The sequence below is a fragment of the Allobosea sp. OK403 genome (assembly GCF_900113835.1).
In the GTDB taxonomy this organism is placed as follows: domain Bacteria; phylum Pseudomonadota; class Alphaproteobacteria; order Rhizobiales; family Beijerinckiaceae; genus Allobosea.
Genome location: NZ_FOQV01000004.1, coordinates 248,601 through 263,807 on the forward strand (window position 1 = coordinate 248,601; position 15,207 = coordinate 263,807).

At 59.9% G+C, this 15,207-nt stretch carries 15 protein-coding genes and 1 tRNA gene; 4 read left to right on the forward strand and 12 right to left on the reverse strand.

Annotation, left to right across the window (positions count from 1 at the left end):
• Nucleotides 1–27 precede the first annotated feature (27 nt).
• Nucleotides 28–1,653, reverse strand: coding sequence for an ABC transporter substrate-binding protein (locus BMZ97_RS17275; RefSeq protein ID WP_092172071.1), 1,626 nt, complete (start codon nucleotides 1,651–1,653; stop codon nucleotides 28–30).
• 118 nt (nucleotides 1,654–1,771) lie between these two features.
• Between BMZ97_RS17275 and BMZ97_RS17280 the strand changes: the two genes are divergently transcribed.
• Entirely contained in the window at nucleotides 1,772–2,644 is an 873-nt protein-coding gene (locus tag BMZ97_RS17280; RefSeq protein ID WP_092172074.1) for a MurR/RpiR family transcriptional regulator, read from the forward strand.
• 226 nt (nucleotides 2,645–2,870) lie between these two features.
• On the opposite strand, the gene BMZ97_RS17285 is transcribed toward BMZ97_RS17280, so the two are convergent.
• The 11 genes from BMZ97_RS17285 to BMZ97_RS17340 form a co-directional block, all read right to left on the reverse strand.
• The gene (locus BMZ97_RS17285) at nucleotides 2,871–4,712 is read right to left on the reverse strand and encodes an ATP-binding protein (protein ID WP_092172077.1); all 1,842 of its coding nucleotides are present in this window, start codon (nucleotides 4,710–4,712) and stop codon (nucleotides 2,871–2,873) included.
• Complete coding sequence (locus BMZ97_RS17290) at nucleotides 4,705–5,748, reverse strand: SIR2 family protein (protein ID WP_092172080.1); 1,044 nt, start codon at nucleotides 5,746–5,748, stop codon at nucleotides 4,705–4,707. The genes BMZ97_RS17285 and BMZ97_RS17290 overlap by 8 nt, the downstream gene beginning before the upstream one ends.
• A 368-nt stretch (nucleotides 5,749–6,116) precedes the next feature.
• Nucleotides 6,117–6,446 carry a pPIWI-associating nuclease domain-containing protein gene (locus tag BMZ97_RS17295; RefSeq protein WP_092172082.1) on the reverse strand — a complete coding sequence of 110 codons (330 nt, stop codon included), beginning with the start codon at nucleotides 6,444–6,446 and terminating at the stop codon, nucleotides 6,117–6,119.
• A gap of 4 nt (nucleotides 6,447–6,450) precedes the next feature.
• Nucleotides 6,451–7,185 (reverse strand): FRG domain-containing protein, encoded by a 735-nt coding sequence (locus tag BMZ97_RS17300; RefSeq protein WP_244546461.1) that lies wholly within the window; start codon nucleotides 7,183–7,185, stop codon nucleotides 6,451–6,453.
• 38 nt (nucleotides 7,186–7,223) lie between these two features.
• Nucleotides 7,224–8,198, reverse strand: a complete 975-nt coding sequence (locus BMZ97_RS17305; RefSeq protein WP_092172088.1) for a carbohydrate kinase family protein — start codon at nucleotides 8,196–8,198, stop codon at nucleotides 7,224–7,226.
• A gap of 212 nt (nucleotides 8,199–8,410) precedes the next feature.
• Nucleotides 8,411–8,758 carry a hypothetical protein gene (locus BMZ97_RS17310; protein ID WP_244546462.1) on the reverse strand — a complete coding sequence of 116 codons (348 nt, stop codon included), beginning with the start codon at nucleotides 8,756–8,758 and terminating at the stop codon, nucleotides 8,411–8,413.
• Entirely contained in the window at nucleotides 8,758–9,360 is a 603-nt protein-coding gene (locus BMZ97_RS17315; RefSeq protein ID WP_092172090.1) for a 7-cyano-7-deazaguanine synthase, read from the reverse strand. Before BMZ97_RS17315 ends, BMZ97_RS17310 begins: the two co-directional genes overlap by 1 nt.
• Nucleotides 9,357–10,538 (reverse strand): nucleoside 2-deoxyribosyltransferase, encoded by a 1,182-nt coding sequence (locus tag BMZ97_RS17320; RefSeq protein WP_092172093.1) that lies wholly within the window; start codon nucleotides 10,536–10,538, stop codon nucleotides 9,357–9,359. Before BMZ97_RS17320 ends, BMZ97_RS17315 begins: the two co-directional genes overlap by 4 nt.
• Nucleotides 10,538–10,900 (reverse strand): hypothetical protein, encoded by a 363-nt coding sequence (locus BMZ97_RS30780; RefSeq protein ID WP_139221247.1) that lies wholly within the window; start codon nucleotides 10,898–10,900, stop codon nucleotides 10,538–10,540. Before BMZ97_RS30780 ends, BMZ97_RS17320 begins: the two co-directional genes overlap by 1 nt.
• A 49-nt stretch (nucleotides 10,901–10,949) precedes the next feature.
• Nucleotides 10,950–11,645, reverse strand: a complete 696-nt coding sequence (locus tag BMZ97_RS17330) for an 8-oxoguanine DNA glycosylase (protein ID WP_244546463.1) — start codon at nucleotides 11,643–11,645, stop codon at nucleotides 10,950–10,952.
• Between the two features lie 600 nt (nucleotides 11,646–12,245).
• Nucleotides 12,246–12,320, reverse strand: a tRNA-Gly gene (locus BMZ97_RS17340).
• 206 nt (nucleotides 12,321–12,526) lie between these two features.
• Between BMZ97_RS17340 and BMZ97_RS17345 the strand changes: the two genes are divergently transcribed.
• From BMZ97_RS17345 to trxA, 3 genes are all read left to right on the forward strand, one after another.
• A complete protein-coding gene (locus tag BMZ97_RS17345; protein WP_175525602.1) occupies nucleotides 12,527–13,219 on the forward strand; it encodes a DUF2459 domain-containing protein in 693 nt (230 codons plus the stop codon).
• Nucleotides 13,219–13,782 (forward strand): prolyl-tRNA synthetase associated domain-containing protein, encoded by a 564-nt coding sequence (locus BMZ97_RS17350; RefSeq protein ID WP_092172106.1) that lies wholly within the window; start codon nucleotides 13,219–13,221, stop codon nucleotides 13,780–13,782. The genes BMZ97_RS17345 and BMZ97_RS17350 overlap by 1 nt, the downstream gene beginning before the upstream one ends.
• A gap of 525 nt (nucleotides 13,783–14,307) precedes the next feature.
• The gene (gene trxA, locus BMZ97_RS17355; protein WP_092172109.1) at nucleotides 14,308–15,207 is read left to right on the forward strand and encodes a thioredoxin; all 900 of its coding nucleotides are present in this window, start codon (nucleotides 14,308–14,310) and stop codon (nucleotides 15,205–15,207) included.

A 15,207-nucleotide genomic window follows, 5' to 3' on the forward strand; every position in this document is an offset into this window, starting at 1 on the left:
CCGAACCTCGAAAAGGAGATCGCCGGCTTACTTCGCCGGCTTCACCGACATGGCGAGCATGTACTGGTCCGCGCGGCCGGCGACCGCCAATTCGGACTTGAAGGCCCAGATGCCGCTTTCGAAGTGGAGCGGGATGAAGGCGCCGTCGTTGAGGACGAGCGTCATCGCCTGCTGCAGCAATTCGGCGCGCTTCGTGTCGTCGAGCGTCGTCACCGCGGCGCGGATCACCTTGTCGAACGCGTCGTTCTTGTAGCCGCCATAATTCGAGCCGCCGAGCGTCTTGGCCTCATTGGGGGTCGGCGGCCACTGGCGCAGGAAGGAAGCGGCCTCGCCGGTGCCCGAGCCCCAGCCGCCAAGCGCGACGCTGAATTCCTTCTTGGCGCGGCGCGGGAAATAGATCGCCCGCGTCATCGCATCGACCTCGGTCTTGATGCCGATCTGGGTCAGGTATTGCGCGACAGCCTGGGTGATCTGGCTGTCATTGATGTAGCGGTCATTGGTCGAGGACAGCGTGAGCTGGAAGCCGTTGGGGTAGCCGGCCTCGGCCAGCAGCTTCTTGGCAGCAGCCGGGTCATAGGCAAGCTTGGGCGGGTTCGCCAGCGTGCCGGACATGCCGGTCGGCAGGTACTGGTAGGCCGGCTCGGCCGCACCATCCATGATGCGCTTGACGATGGCGTCGCGGTCGATCGCAAGCGACATCGCCTTGCGGACGCGCGCATCCTTCAGCGGATTCTTGCCGTCCGGCGCCTTGACGAAGGGGCTCTCGTCGCGGGCGACGTCGAGCTGGAAATAGATCACCCGGGTCGAGGGCGTGATGACATGGCCGAAGCGCTTGTCGCCCTTGATCCGGGCGAGATCGCGCGCGGCGGGGTTCTCGATCACGTCGTAATCGCCGGCGAGCAGGCCGGCCAGCCGCGGGCCGGCATTTGTCACCGGCAGGAAGCGCACAGTGGCCCAGGGCTCGGCAGGGCCCCAATAGGTCGGATTGCGCTCGAGCTCGATCGCCGAGCCACGGACATAGGACTTCAGCTTGTAGGGCCCGGTGCCGATCGCGGCCGTGCCGTCGTTGAAATTATTGACCGTCGGCCACGGGCCGGTGACGCCGCAATTCTTGGCGACGTCGTAGCTGATCGGGCCATGCTCGACGATGGAGGCCGAAAGGATCGGCAGGCCCGAGAGCAGGGTCGGCAGCAGCGGCTCGGGCTCGGTCGTGTTGATGACGAGCGTGTGCGCATCGGGTGTCTCGACCGAGGCGAAATTGCCGGTGATGTCGGCGAAGGAACCGGAGACCTTGGTCTCGTTCTTGAGTGTGCGGCAGAAGGTGAAGACCACGTCCTCGGCGGTGAAGGGCTTGCCGTTCGTGAACGTCACGCCCTGGCGCAGCTTGAAGGTCCAGCGATTCCGGCCGTCATTCTCCCAGGACGCGGCAAGGCCGGGCTTGAGCGCCTGCTTCTCATCCTGCAGCACGAGCCCGTCGAAGAGATGCATCGCGAGCGCGTTGTTGGGGGTGAGATCGTGATAATGCGGGTCGACGGCAGTCGGCTCGGAAGCCAGCGCGATGCGCAGCGTCTGCGCCATGGCAGGAGCGCTGAGCATATTGGCGCTCATCAGGGTGGCGCCGAGCAGGATGGTGGTGAGCGCGCGCTGACGCATAGTCTTGGTCTCCGTTCCCTGAGCCAGTCGTTTTTTGACAGCCTTATTTTCACGAGTTAGGAAACATGAAAATAATCCGACGTCAATCGGTGGGCAAGCCAAGTCCAGCAGGAGAGCCATGTCACGCGCCCTGAAGCCGACGACGGATCTCGCCAACCGCATCGCCCAGATCTACCCCTCGCTCAGCGAGGGCCATCGCAAGGCGGCCGATTTCGTGCTGCAGAGCCCGCTCGATTCCGCCACCGTCACGATCGAGGGGCTGGCCGAAAAGAGCGGCACCTCGACCGCGACCGTGACCCGCTTCGTCCGGGCCCTGGGCTACCGCAATTACGGCGATTTCCGCGGCGCCCTGTCGGCGGCGCTCAAGGTCGCGATGGGGCCGGTGGAAGGTCTCGCCGATGCCCGCGCCACGGCGGGCTCGGTCTTTGCCACCATGGCGACGACCCTGCAGCGCGAGGCCAATAATCTCGACGAGGCGATCGCGACGCTGGAGGAGGAAACGGTCAACCGCGCCATCGCCCTGCTCTTGAAGGCACGCCGCCTCTTCATCGTCGGCTCCGGCGCGAGCTACTATGTCGGCGCCTTCCTGGAGGACGGGCTTGCGCTCTATCTCGACGCCGATGTCGTCTTCGCCTCCTCGCGCGGCGGGCCGGAACGCGCCGTCCGCCATATGCTCTCGGCCGGTCCGGAGGACGTCGTCATCGCGATCTCGCTGCCGCGCTATTCGCGCAACACGCTCGAGCTCGCCAAATTCGCCAAAAAGCGCGGCGCCGTCCTGCTCGCTTTGACCGACGGGCCATCATCACCGCTGGTGCCGCTGGCCGACATGACCTTCTTCGCCCCGGCCCGCAACAGCTTCCTGCCGAACTCGCCGACCGCCGCCTTCGCCGTCGCCGACGCGCTGATCACCACGCTCGCCCGCGAGCGCCCGGATGCCGTCGAGGCGCTGAAGGGGCTGAGCGAAAGCCTGCTCTGGACGTTTCATTATTAGGTGGGATGGCTGGTTTTGGGGTTTCCGGTATGCGGGCGGCCGAACGAGCGGCATTGCAATAGGAGCCCGATACGACTGAGATTGGCCCATTGCAAACCATCGACAAGTTTGCTTTCGGGCAGGTCAGCCGGCAGTGCGGCCGCTCTTGGAGATCTGGCCGTTTTGCAGCTCTCTCTTTTGAACGGGGAGCTGCGTGCTTCATCAGCTCGCGCATTGACCCATCTGCCTAGCCGACCGCCGGGACCAGTTCGACGAACTTCACTGTCTCACTCTTGGGCCGCAAATGATCATCGAGCGGCTTAACAGCTAGCTTCAACGGCATCTGCCCTGCCATGCCGCTGAAAATGCAGGTGCCGGTTGGCAGGGTCGGGATCGATTCTTCCGTCAGCTTGTCGATGTAGGACACCGCGCTCGCGATCGACTGGAGGTCCTTCTGATTGATCAGCCGGTGAATAAAATAGTTGTGGGCCTGGGACGTGATGGTGTGAGAGATGTCGTTGGGCCTCTGGCTCGAAATCGTGACGAAGACGCCGAACTTGCGACCTTCCTTGATGATCTCCTCGAAAGTCTCAAGGCGATAGTCCTTCCAGCTCTCAGATTCCCGGAAGGACTCCCGCGACAGAATATTGTGCGCTTCGTCAATTACGATATTCAGCGAACGGCTGCCGCCGATCCGCTTATGATCCTCGTAGATTTTCTTGGCGACCAGCAGCGGGACTGTCTTCTTCATCTCCAGGTTGATGTCGCTCAGGGCAAATACCAAGACATTCGACGTGAAGAGGTTTGCCGCCGGGGCGGGGTCAAAAATCTTCCGAATATCGCCTTGCTTGCTCTTGAGCTTGTTGATGGCAGGCGCGATGTGCTCGTTCTGAGCGCGATTTGCCAGGACGTCAGAAATCAACTGGACGTAGCACAGCATTATCAGATTTTTGATATCGTCGTCCGCGAGCTCAAGCAAATCCACCGTCTGATAAGCAATCGTGTCCGTGATCCGATCCGGGGTGGACCGAAGATAGACCTGCTGCCCTCGAAGCCGGAATTCGGACTGGTTGTTGTGCCATTCGAGGTCTTCGGCGAGCTCGATGGCCTCCCCAGCAGCGTTCGCCTCAGGTAGCACCTGCCGGAGATAGTCGAGCAGCAGATCGGCTCGAATCTTATCCGACATCTGTAAGACCTGGGTGACCTGACGACGCACTATGCCCCGGAGATACTGCACAGGACCGCCTGCGTCGTTCACCTGCTGCTGAAGCTTGAGAGCCCGCTTTAGGAACGGCTTTTGGGTCTTTTCCGTCGCATCGGCGAGAATGCTGACGATCTCGATATCGTTGAAGCCGCCGGCGCCGAGCGGGATTTTGTCCCCGTTGTCGTTTCTAGTGCTCAGATTGAACACCCGTTTGTGCTGGGTGAGGCAGTTATCCCGAGTGTACTCGTTGTTGAAATCAAACAGGACGATGCGGCAGTTCGCTTGGAACGCGTCAGCGTTGCGATCTCGCATCTTTGCGATGAACTCCTGATAGATCATCGCGAGGGTGTTCGACTTTCCGCTGCCGGTGTTTCCGAAGATGGCAATGTGGCTGTTCATCAACCCGTCAACGGGGAGAGAAATGTCGTATCCCTCATACTCCGACCGCGCGATTTCCAGCGCGATTCCTCCATTTTGCAGGAGATTATGGACCTGGTGGACCTTCTCTTTGGTGAGAAGAAATGCCTCATTGCCGACAAGCGGAAGCTCCTTTGTGCCTCCGAAGAACTCGCCCTTTCGGTCGAGGAAGCCCACCAGAGATACGGATAGGAACCGCTGGCCGTTCATATACGCTAGCTGGCTAGGCCGCTTGTCGTCTGTCTGAGCGTTTTCGCCCTCAACCTTGCCTATCAGACTCAAGAAGCCTTTTCGGATGTCGACATAACTCCCGACACCAATATTCCTGATAACGTCGCCGTCGAAAAACAGCTCTGAAAGATTCTTGTCGCGATCAACGGAGATGAAAACCTTCCGGCCGGTCACAGCCGAGACTTCGCCGACCCGAAGCACCGCTTCCTTTTGAAGGCGGTCCGGCCGGTCAGCCATTCTGCATCTCCGGCAGGACCGCGGAGAGGATGTTATTCAGCCGCAGAAAGCTGATATTAATGCCAGCTTGGGGGCCAATGATGCTAACGTTTCGGTGCTTCTCGAACTTGGCTTGGTAAGAAGCGATGTCGTCGTGGCTATAAGCGAAAATGATCAACTGAGATGTCGGGTTTCTGAGCGTTCTTTTCGTAATGTCCAGGATATGCTCGTCGCTAAAGGAGAACCCGAACGCCATCAGGATGGCATTCTCTTGTTCCATCGATTTGGAGAAAAGGCGAAGCAGATCATAATAGACTCTTTCCATGAGGGTCTCATGGAATTTTCCAAAGTGCGGCATAATCAGAAAATGTTTGCTGAGGTATTCAGAAACTTTGGCTGAATTTGCCTTTTCAGCCGGTGTTAGCGGCGGAACAGCGCTTGCCTTGTAGACAAGATTGGATCCCTTCTTCGCCCAGTTCAGCGACCCGTGTGGTTTGATGAGGTTAATGGTCGGGATCTCAACTCGTCGGGCATAAAGGGAGCTCGCGCGGTAGGTCCTGTCGAAATATCTTTCTGGGGCGAACGCGAAGCTGTCCGATTGACCGGAGGTGCGGTCAAAGCCATCGTTGATAATGATACTGGGTGAATTGCTGACGGCAAACTCGATGAACGTGTCGTAATTTGTCGAATAGATCGTAGCTTGGCGAGGCAATATCTCGTTTTTGCGAAAGAAAAGAATTTGATCTACGATCGAAATGAAGCGGCCGTAATTATTAATTGTCTCGTCAAGTTCGTTGGAATAAATGGTGTCGTTCACGAGCTGTTTGTACGTTTCTCCGATCGCCTCGATGAAATCGACCATTTCTCGGTCGGCTTCCGCCTTCTTTCCCTTCTTGATCAGCTCGTCCAATGTCTTTTCGATATTGCCAGCTGTTTTGATCGCCGGGAGGGAGGCCCCCGACCCAATGAGGAAATTCAGATTGCCGGATTGGATGTAGGGCGCCAGGACCTTCGCTGCTTCCTCGTCGTCATTACTGATTATGTGGCATTGCACCATGGAAACGCGTCTCTCAGGCCAGCAGCATCTACAACTAGAGATAGGTTAGCTGCCTTTCTTCTGCAGCGATAGGCATCAGCTTCTTGGCCCTTTTCCGCAGATGAGAGGGCGCCAATTAGCCTCCACTCCGCGGCCTTTGAATTTCACCGAGTGGCATCAAATTCTCGTACTTGTTGCAGCGCGTGCATTCTACCGCCCGCGGAAGAAAATGGCGCTTAGATCCATCCCATAAAGGTCGAGAATTAGTCATCGTGCATCTCGATCAATTCGAGATCAAAATACATAATCATCCAATTCAATACCGGAAACTCCGGTATATGAAAGATATAAGTACAGCATAATTGAGGGCGGACCAATTTACACGGGAGCTATCTATAGAAGGATGAAACGTCGGCCAGCATGCGCTCGATCACGGGCGTGCCGTTCTCAAGACGGCCTTCGAAACTCCCGGGGAAGCTATCCGAGATGACTAGTTCGTCCTCGGACGCGTGTTGCCCATATTGGAGCGTGACGTGCCATGTCAGAGGGCCTTCGAAACGCTGGCCGTTGATCCGGACCTCGTCGTCGAAGGTTTCGAACGTATCGACGTGTGTATTCGACGACAGCGCCGACAGTTCCTGCCAGGCTTCCGTCTGCTCAAGGTCGGTAGCCTTTACGGCTGCGACGATAGCCTCTCGAAGGGCTTTCAACTCGTCCATCCCATCACCCGATCATAGGATCGCCGATGCCGATGCCGGCTTCGTATCGCCACTTGAGAGTCTCGCACAGGCCGCCCAGGTCGGGATAGATGTGGCTGTGGTCGATGCCCATTTTGAACAATCCGCGCCGAAACCGCGCCCGCATCGTCTTGGGTATAATGAATTCATTCATCTTCGGTGAGACCCAAGGCAGGTTGGGTTGATTATGCGCGGAGAACAGCCCGCGTTGGTTCACGATGCGGCTGACAGATTTTGACGGCAGCAAGAACATCACGCGGTCGATTGAGAATGGGTCTTCGATTTTTTTCGGGTCAATGATGTCATCGTCGGGAATGCTATAGGCGTGCACTATGGCGTCTTCGTCCACGGGAAGGCTCGCCACGGCGAAGAAGCAGGCGACCAGTGGATTGGTGGACCAATCCAACAAACGTGTTGGCAGACCGTGGTGCTGCGCGACGGCCAACCAATCCCAGTCAGACATTGGACGGGAAGCCACCATCGTGTCCGCAGATCTCTGGAACGCGCGAAAGAGTCGCTCTTCGTTCAAGCGAGAATAGGCGTCGAGCCTGCGCCCTACAGAAGGCATGAACAGATGACTACGTGATGCGCTGCCCCTAAACACCCATCGCGTATGAGCGCGTGCGTCGATGAACTCGATGAATTCGATCCATCGATCATGAGCCTCCCGAATGAAATCCTCGGGGGATTGACCCGACGTTGTTGAGCGGTTGGCGCGCAAAGGCGCCTCCCCGGGGCCACCCGTAAGCGGAGGCGGTCTCATCGTTCCGGGCTTCTCATGACGTGATAGAGCGCAGTTGCATAGTCTCGGGCCACCACCGCATCCGGAAAGTGCCGTCTTGAAGAATCTGCCCGGGAGGAGGGCCAGAAGACCACTGTTGGCTGAAGACCCACCCTGGCTGCGCCTTCGAGTTCCCATTCCGTACACCGGGATCCGACTAACAGGAGGTCGACGCCTTCATGAATACTGGAACCGAGATCATCCAATCCAAATGTCACATGCTTGACGATACCGCCGAGATAACTCAACCAATCTCTTGTCATGAGCACCAGCGTCTGCTGTTCGAAATCACCCAGCCCGACGATACGGATCTCGCCGCGGCGAGCCGTGCTCGGCTTCCGGCTGCTCACTTCAACCGCGCGAGGGAGAGGAAGGCGGGGGCCCTCCACGAAATGTGCGGTGCACCGGGCGGCATAGTCTGCTGCCGCGACCGGGTCCCAATGCAGTTCGCCCCAAGCATGGGCGAACGCGACCGCGGTCACATCGCCAGAGCCAATTCTGAAGAAGCTTTCAGCCGCGTAGCTCGGGATTTTGACCGGCTGATCCCCTTGAAATACAGTTAGGCCGCCCAAGCCGTCTTTGACCAAAACTATCTGCGGTGGCTGCGGAAGATCACGTAGAGCGACTATGGCGTTCAGGAGAGTGCCCTCGTCGGGCATAAGACTTTCCGGCTTCCCCTCTGACCTTCGTTTGGCGTGAGCGGCTGCCGTCCCCGGCAGTTCCCAACCTCCCACAATCATCGCCAAGGAACCAGCGGTAGATCCATTCGAATAAAACGACGCATTCTGGGACTGTGGATCGTAGACCACCCTGTCGCCTGTGACATGGGCATCGCCTTCCATCATGCCGAACCGCAGTACCACCTCGTCTTGCACCGAAAGCTCGGGATAGGGTTTCGGCGGCGGCTCAGGGGAGGTTTTTCGATAGAATGCATGCAGATATTCGAACGTCATCGGATGCTCAGACGCGCGAAGATCCCCGCTAACTCCGAAGCTGGCCAAGGTTGATTCGACGTCTGCCATCCATTCGCGGGGCACGTAAGCGGTCAAGCGAACTGCACTAGATACCGAGCTGACTGCGATCGCAGCCCTGAGCCCGGAACCGTAAATCTGGTTCCAGGCCGGATATTGGCAGCGTTCGGCATAGACGCCCCCAGCAACTGAGATCATTGACGAAACACCTTGACCGCGCACCTAGAGAAGGATGCCTCCTCGATGAGGGCGACATAGGCGACGCCTTGTTCCAGGCAACCCATCAGTTGGGACAAACCGCGGAATGCGGCCAGCGTACCAACCACCGCCCCACCCGTGGTTTCGCAGACGACGCTTCTTATATGCCCTTGAGCGCGGAGGCTGACCAGGAGAACGCAGCCCTTGTTGAGCTCGGCGCTGACGATGGATTGCACCCCCACCAGATCAGTCTGGAATTCGAGATCGCACCCATCGCCAACGACCGTAGGTGGTGCAGCGCCGCCCTTGGACTTCTTAATCTGATCAGGTGCGTACCCTCCCATCAGGTCGCCCGCCTTTTTGCGCTGGAATAGACGACATCAACGCATTCGCGATGCTTCAGGCACCCGCTGCATTGGCCGCAAGCGAACTCGTGGACGTGGCAGGAGAACGTCAGGCCGATGAGGTCGTAGGGGAAAGCTGACTTGCGCAGCAACGACGGCGTCGAAAGATGGCGTGCCGGTGCAGTGACACGAACTCCGCCCTCCTGAAGTGACAGTGCGCGATCGATGGCGCGGAAGAAGGGCGCTTTGCCATCGGCATGGCGATCGGTGGAAACAGCCCCGACCATGATCTCTGTAACGCCTTCGGGCATCAGCATCATAGCGGCGAGGGTGATAAGCATCTGGTTCCTATATGGCCAGAACTCGGGGGCCGCTGCTCCTGCGGCCACGGGGCGATCCGCCATAGAGCCTGAACCGAGAGGGGAGAGGTCGATGGTAATAAAGCGATGCGCGAGTTTCATCGCTGTGCATAGGGCGGCAGATGCAGCCATCTCTCCCTTGGCAGAGATCTGCCCGTAGTCGATCGTTACACAGATGCCCGGGCGCAGCCAATGCGCCAACGCCGCAGAATCCAGGCCGCCGGACATCAGGAGCGCCTTCATCGGGCCGTCTCCCAGACCGCTTGATAGAGGGCAGTTGAGAAGTCCGATACGATCGAGCAACCAGTACCTTGCAGCATGGTAAGGCTCTCCGGACGCGGAGATTCAGCCAGCGCCACCACGGGTATGCCGTGCCGACGTGCGTGGCCGACCTCAAACAGGGTTCCGGCATCTTCGCCATCCACAAGCGCGAGCACGACCGCGCATTGCTCCAACCCCTCAAGGTCGCGCTTGGCGATGTAACTAGCATCCCCCTGCGACCCGACGTCATGGATTGGCGAAAAGACGCTAGCGCCGAGGGTCAAGAGGCACCTGCGTGCTTCCTCGACCATCCAGCGCTGCGCCAAGGTGAAAAAGGGAGCTGCCAGATAGATCTTGTTCGCCGGATTGGGCAGTTTTCTTGGTGCGGCCGCGGTCAGTTGGGAAAGATCCACCTGTGTGTTGCGCGTCTCCACATAACGCGAGACGGCGCGGGACGCCGTGTCAGCCGCCACAACCGGGTCTTCGTTCGCCTCGCCCCAGCGTTGAGCGAAAACCGCGCTGAAGACGTCCCCTGATCCGATTTTGAAGACCGAATCCCCTGCATAAGCTGGAACGTCCGCAATACAGCCTGCGGCGAACACCGTTGCTCCGCGCGGCCCACGCTTGACCACCACGACCGATGCCTCGGAATGCTGCATCAATCCGCGAACGCCATTTTCGCCAGCGTCACCCATCGCCAACTTAAGCTCCACCTCGTTTAGCACGATCGCCAGGATTTCGGCCTTGGAACCGTTGTCCCTGAAGCCAAGAGTTTCGTCTGGATTTTGAGGATCGAAGATCGCACGTTTGGCGTCGACCAATGCATCACCCTCCACGAAGCCAAATCGCAGCACCGTGTCCCCTGTGACTTGCAGCGAGCTATAGCGGCCATCGGGAGCGCCTGAGAGTTCGGCGGGCGAGAGTGGGTGCAGATAGTGGAAGGCAATATCTTCGCGGATGCGGTGAATCGCGGCTGTCACCCCGAAGGCGGCCATCGAGTGCTCCGCGTCCTCAGCCCATTGCTCGCAAGCATAGGCGAGGAGTCGCGTGCCGGGCGACAGCTTCGAAACAGCGGCGGCGGCCCTACCTCCAGAGCCGAATATGCGCGACCAAGCGGGACGGATGCACTCCTCGCGGTAAAGGCCGCCTGCGATGATCATCAGACCGCCCGGCCTCCGACCACGTGGCAACCGCCCGGTCGAAGCTGAGTGACGAAGACTTGGTATTTTACACCGGCCCGAAGGCACCTGATCAGCAGCGCCAAGTTCAAGAATGCAGACAAGGAGCCCAGGATCTCCCCTTCGTCGTCTACGCAAACAACCGTCGGGAATTGGCCTTCGGCTGCCAGTACGATCTGGAGCAGATCGTTCATCTTCGCTCGCGCCAGGCGGGGGAGACGAACGCCTTCAAGATCGACATCGATCAGCAGATCACACTGATCGACGTTCGAACTTGCCGAAGGTGCCCCACCGCTATTGCTGGCCGTAGACGATTTTCGCGCAGGCGTTTTCTTGCCGGACATAGAATCACCCCCCACGAGATCATACCCGTCGAAGGAGCCCAAGAAATAGTCAACTGAACAGAATGCGCATTTCTCGCCACATGATAGCATCGAGGACCGACGCCCTGACCTGCAGAGCCAGTGCGAAGTCGAGAAACTTGCGCTCCAAAGTCTCGTAATCGCGCGGAAGCCGATATGCGTCCGGGAAGAGCCCAATCATCGTGCCGGCACGCAGGACATGCACGTCCAGAATGGCCACCTCGTCACTGCCGACATGGTTCCTAACGATCCAGGACGCCGTTTTGGGTCCAATACCGGGCAACTCCATCATCCTGTTGCGAAACGCGATCGGATGACTCGTGTCGGGCGGGGTGTCCCGAACAGATTTGAGCGCGACATGCAGCCGTCCGGCTCTCTGTTTTGGATAGCGATACTTCTGCAGTCTGCCATTCACGATGAGTGGCTCGCTGAGCAATGCCTCGAAATCGGCCGCGCTCGGCACATCGCCCGCTTGCAGCGCTCCAGCCTTGTCTAGCCGTTCCCAAGCAGCGCGATTGAGCTCCATCTTCACCCCGTATCCGCCCAGGAGACAGAATGCGAGGTCCTCCGCTAGCGGCGTTCCCTTCGGACTGACGTAATCGTCCACTTCGTCGCCTTCGAGGTCGGCTATCGCAGCCCAAAACGCCGGTGTCGGAACCCATTCCTGGCGGCCATACCGCACGCCAGGGACGACCTCGTCCTCGGGTGCATAACAACGACGACGCATGGCATTGCCCTCCGATATGGAAAGCATATATGTAATACATATGAGAGACAAGGACGACTCGATTATCGCGGCTCTGAAAGCGCGTCAGCGAAACGGCGCCCTGACACAGGTCGAGTTGGCGGCAGCCTTGGGTATCGACCAAGGGCATCTATCGAAGGTAATGGCCGGCAAAGCGCCGCTATCGAGGAAACTCAAAGCCAAGGCCGAGCGCTTGCTCCAAGGTGACGAGGCATCCCCTGCTTCGCTACGAGACTTAGAGGTAGAGCTGATCCAGGCTCTGCGCTCCTCAAGCACGTTTCGGGCCTTGATGCGTGCAGCGATGCAATTGCATAGGCGCTTGGAACGGTGACGCTATAGGCCAGTTTGCGAAGGCTGACGTCCGCCGTGCGACTTGGCTCAAACTCAGACCGACTGTCCTGGGCGTGAAGCCAAACGTCCGCTATTGGGCAGTCAGCCAATGGCAGCTCTCGGCGCGAAGCGGCCCATGCAACCACGGACTTTCGAGGCATCTCGGAAAGGTGGCGAACGCCCCCGAGCCCCAAAACGCAAAAAGCGCCGGGAAACCCAGCGCCTTTGGCAGTCTGCAGTGCTAAGATGTCCTGGAGCGGGAGAAGGGATTCGAACCCTCGACCCCAACCTTGGCAAGGTTGTGCTCTACCCCTGAGCTACTCCCGCGTCCGGACATGGTCGCGTCGTTTCCGGCGCGAGGCCGGCTTATTGCCTCAAAGCCGGAGCCAGTGCAAGCCTCTTGTTGCAAATCTTCGCGCATGACCTCGAATAAGAACCGCGCCGCGCCCTAACGACCCTGCGCGACGCACGAGTAAACCATTGAGATCATGACGGTAAATGCGGCCTTCGGCCGAACGGGAAAAGGCTTGAAGGTGCCGCTTCGCGCTGTGCGAAACCTGTTGCTCGGCCTGCTCGCCCTTATGCTCGCAGCGGGATTGGCTTTGTTTCTCGGCGCGCTGCCCTATGGCCCGGGCGCACAACCGTCCCCAGGCGATGCCGTGACGATCCACGTCGCGACCAACGGCTTCCATACCGACATCCTGCTGCCATCAGTCACCGCGACCAGGGACTGGCGGCCGCTGCTTGAGGCATCCCCGATCACCCGCGAATCGGCGGACGCGCCGATGATCGCCTTCGGCTGGGGTTCGCAGAGCGCCTATACCGAACTCGGCGCGCTCACCGATCTTTCACTGCCCCTGCTCCTGAAGGCTGCCGCCTTCGACGCCTCGGTCGTGCATGTGCAGCCGGTCGCAGCCATCCGGGCCGGGCCGAACCTTGTCAGCCTCACCATCACGCAAGCCGGCTACCGGGCCTTCGTCGATCATATCGAGCAGAGCCTGCAATATGGGCCTGAGCGGGCGCCGATCGTGCTGGACGGGCTCAGCCACGGCCTGGGCGATGCGTTCCTGCGCGGGCGCGATCGCTTCTGGCTGTTGCGCAGTTGCAATGTCTGGGTCGGCGAAGGCCTGCGCAAGGCCGGGTTGCCTGTCGGGCTGTGGACGCCGCTGGCGCAATCGCTCATGTGGTCGCTGAGCTGGAAAGCGCCAGTCGCAGCGAGGCCGTGATGCACCCCCTGACGCCAGACGAACTCTGCGCCCATCTCTTAGCCCAGGGCCTGTCCTTCCACCGGCTCGAGCACCAGGCCGTGTTCACGGTCGAGGAATCGGCGGCGCTACGCGGCAAGGTTCCGGGCCTGCACTCCAAGAACCTGTTCCTCAGGGATAAGAAGGGCCGGCTCTTCCTGGTCTCGGCGCGCGAGAACGCCCGCATCGACCTGAAGCGCCTGCATGAGGTGATCGGCGCGAGCGGGCGGCTCTCCTTCGGCTCGGCGCAATTGCTGCTGGAGACGCTCGGCGTCACCCCGGGCTCGGTCACCGCCTTTGCCGTGATCAACGACCGCGCCAAGGCGGTCACCATGGTGCTCGACGCCAATCTGATGACCGGCGAGGCGATGAATTTCCACCCGCTGATCAACACCGCGACGCTGCGAATCGGCCGCGACGACATGCTCGCCTTCCTGCGCGGCACCGGCCATGAGCCGATGATCGTCGATTTGCCGGTGCCGGATGATGACAGCTCGAACCACGCCGCCAGTCCGGGGCAGGACACAGGCCTGAGCCCGGAATGATGGCGTGGTTCCCCGTAAGGCACTGTTTGGACAATTCCTCGGCTTCCATCCTTCGAGACGCCGCTGCGCGGCTCCTCAGGATGAGGGCTCGAGTGTCCAAACCGGCACCAAGTGTGAGCGGTTTTCGATCTGAGTGAAACACAGACCGTCATTGCGAGCGCAGCGAAGCAATCCAGGAGGACGTAGAGCTCTGCCGTTCCTGGATTGCTTCGCTGCGCTCGCAATGACGGTTCAGTCAGATCGAGAACGGGCTCTAAAGCCATCAGACGCTGGAGCCCGCTGATTTCGGATGAAATCAAACGCGTGAGAGCAGGATCAATGCGAAAACCGGTTTCCACTTTTTCGCATCCTGCTCCTGCACTCCCGATGGACAGAACGGGTCATCCTCCCCATCTATGGGCGGGATTGCGGCGATGGCCCGGTCCGAGGCTAAAATTTAAGAGCATTGCTCCAGCGAAAAACCGGTACCCACTTTTTCGCGCAATGCTCTAATTCCGACGATCTGATAGCGACGAAGGACGACCCATGCTGGTCAATGGCGATGCGACCGAACAACCCGGCCTGATCAAGGACACCACGACGCAAGCGTTCCGCCAGGATGTCGTGACCGAATCGATGACGCAGCCCGTGCTCGTCGATTTCTGGGCGCCCTGGTGCGGCCCCTGCAAGCAATTGACCCCGATCATCGAGAAGGCGGTCAAGGACGCCAAGGGCAAGGTCAAGCTCGTCAAGATGAACATCGACGAGCATCCGCAGATCCCCGGCCAGCTCGGCATCCAGTCGATTCCCGCCGTGATCGCCTTCAAGCAGGGCCAGCCGATCGACGGGTTCATGGGCGCCCAGCCGGAAAGCCAGGTCAAGGCCTTCATCGAGAAACTGGTCGGGCCGGTGGGGCCGGGCGAGGCCGAGGAGCTGATCGCCGCCGCCCAGGCCGCCGCAGAGGCCGGTGACAGCGCCGGTGCGAGCGAACTCTATGCCGGGGTGCTTGAACTTGAGCCGGAGAATCTCGCCGCCATCGCCGGCCTCGCCCGGCTGCATCTCGAGATCGGCGATCTCGAAGGCGCCAAAGGCATCCTGGCCATGGTGCCGGAAGACAAGGCGGCCGACCCGGCGATCGCCACGGTCCGCGCCGCGATCGAGCTCGCCGAACAGGCCGCCTCGCTCGGCGACACCGCCGAACTGGAAGCCAAGGTCGCGGCCAACCCCAAGGATCATCAGGCCCGTTTCGACCTCGCCGTGGCGCTCAACGCCCGCGACCGGCGCGAGGAGGCGGTCGATCATCTGATCGCCATCATCAAGGCCAATAGGGCCTGGAACGACGATGGCGCGCGCAAGCAGCTGCTGCAGTTCTTCGAGGCCTGGGGCCCGATGGACGAGAACAGCCAGGCCGGGCGCCGCAAGCTCTCGACCCTGCTGTTCTCATAA

Excerpts from the sequence above, each read along its gene's own strand:
- BMZ97_RS17275 (WP_092172071.1), bottom strand. The coding sequence starts at position 1,653 with ATGCGTCAGCGCGCGCTCACCACCATCCTGCTCGGCGCCACCCTGATG.
- BMZ97_RS17280 (WP_092172074.1), top strand. The coding sequence starts at position 1,772 with ATGTCACGCGCCCTGAAGCCGACGACGGATCTCGCCAACCGCATCGCC.
- BMZ97_RS17285 (WP_092172077.1), bottom strand. The coding sequence starts at position 4,712 with ATGGCTGACCGGCCGGACCGCCTTCAAAAGGAAGCGGTGCTTCGGGTC.
- BMZ97_RS17290 (WP_092172080.1), bottom strand. The coding sequence starts at position 5,748 with ATGGTGCAATGCCACATAATCAGTAATGACGACGAGGAAGCAGCGAAG.
- BMZ97_RS17295 (WP_092172082.1), bottom strand. The coding sequence starts at position 6,446 with ATGGACGAGTTGAAAGCCCTTCGAGAGGCTATCGTCGCAGCCGTAAAG.
- BMZ97_RS17305 (WP_092172088.1), bottom strand. The coding sequence starts at position 8,198 with ATGACGTTCGAATATCTGCATGCATTCTATCGAAAAACCTCCCCTGAG.
- BMZ97_RS17310 (WP_244546462.1), bottom strand. The coding sequence starts at position 8,758 with ATGGGAGGGTACGCACCTGATCAGATTAAGAAGTCCAAGGGCGGCGCT.
- BMZ97_RS17315 (WP_092172090.1), bottom strand. The coding sequence starts at position 9,360 with ATGAAGGCGCTCCTGATGTCCGGCGGCCTGGATTCTGCGGCGTTGGCG.
- BMZ97_RS17320 (WP_092172093.1), bottom strand. The coding sequence starts at position 10,538 with ATGATCATCGCAGGCGGCCTTTACCGCGAGGAGTGCATCCGTCCCGCT.
- BMZ97_RS30780 (WP_139221247.1), bottom strand. The coding sequence starts at position 10,900 with ATGTCCGGCAAGAAAACGCCTGCGCGAAAATCGTCTACGGCCAGCAAT.
- BMZ97_RS17330 (WP_244546463.1), bottom strand. The coding sequence starts at position 11,645 with ATGCGTCGTCGTTGTTATGCACCCGAGGACGAGGTCGTCCCTGGCGTG.
- BMZ97_RS17350 (WP_092172106.1), top strand. The coding sequence starts at position 13,219 with ATGCACCCCCTGACGCCAGACGAACTCTGCGCCCATCTCTTAGCCCAG.
- trxA (WP_092172109.1), top strand. The coding sequence starts at position 14,308 with ATGCTGGTCAATGGCGATGCGACCGAACAACCCGGCCTGATCAAGGAC.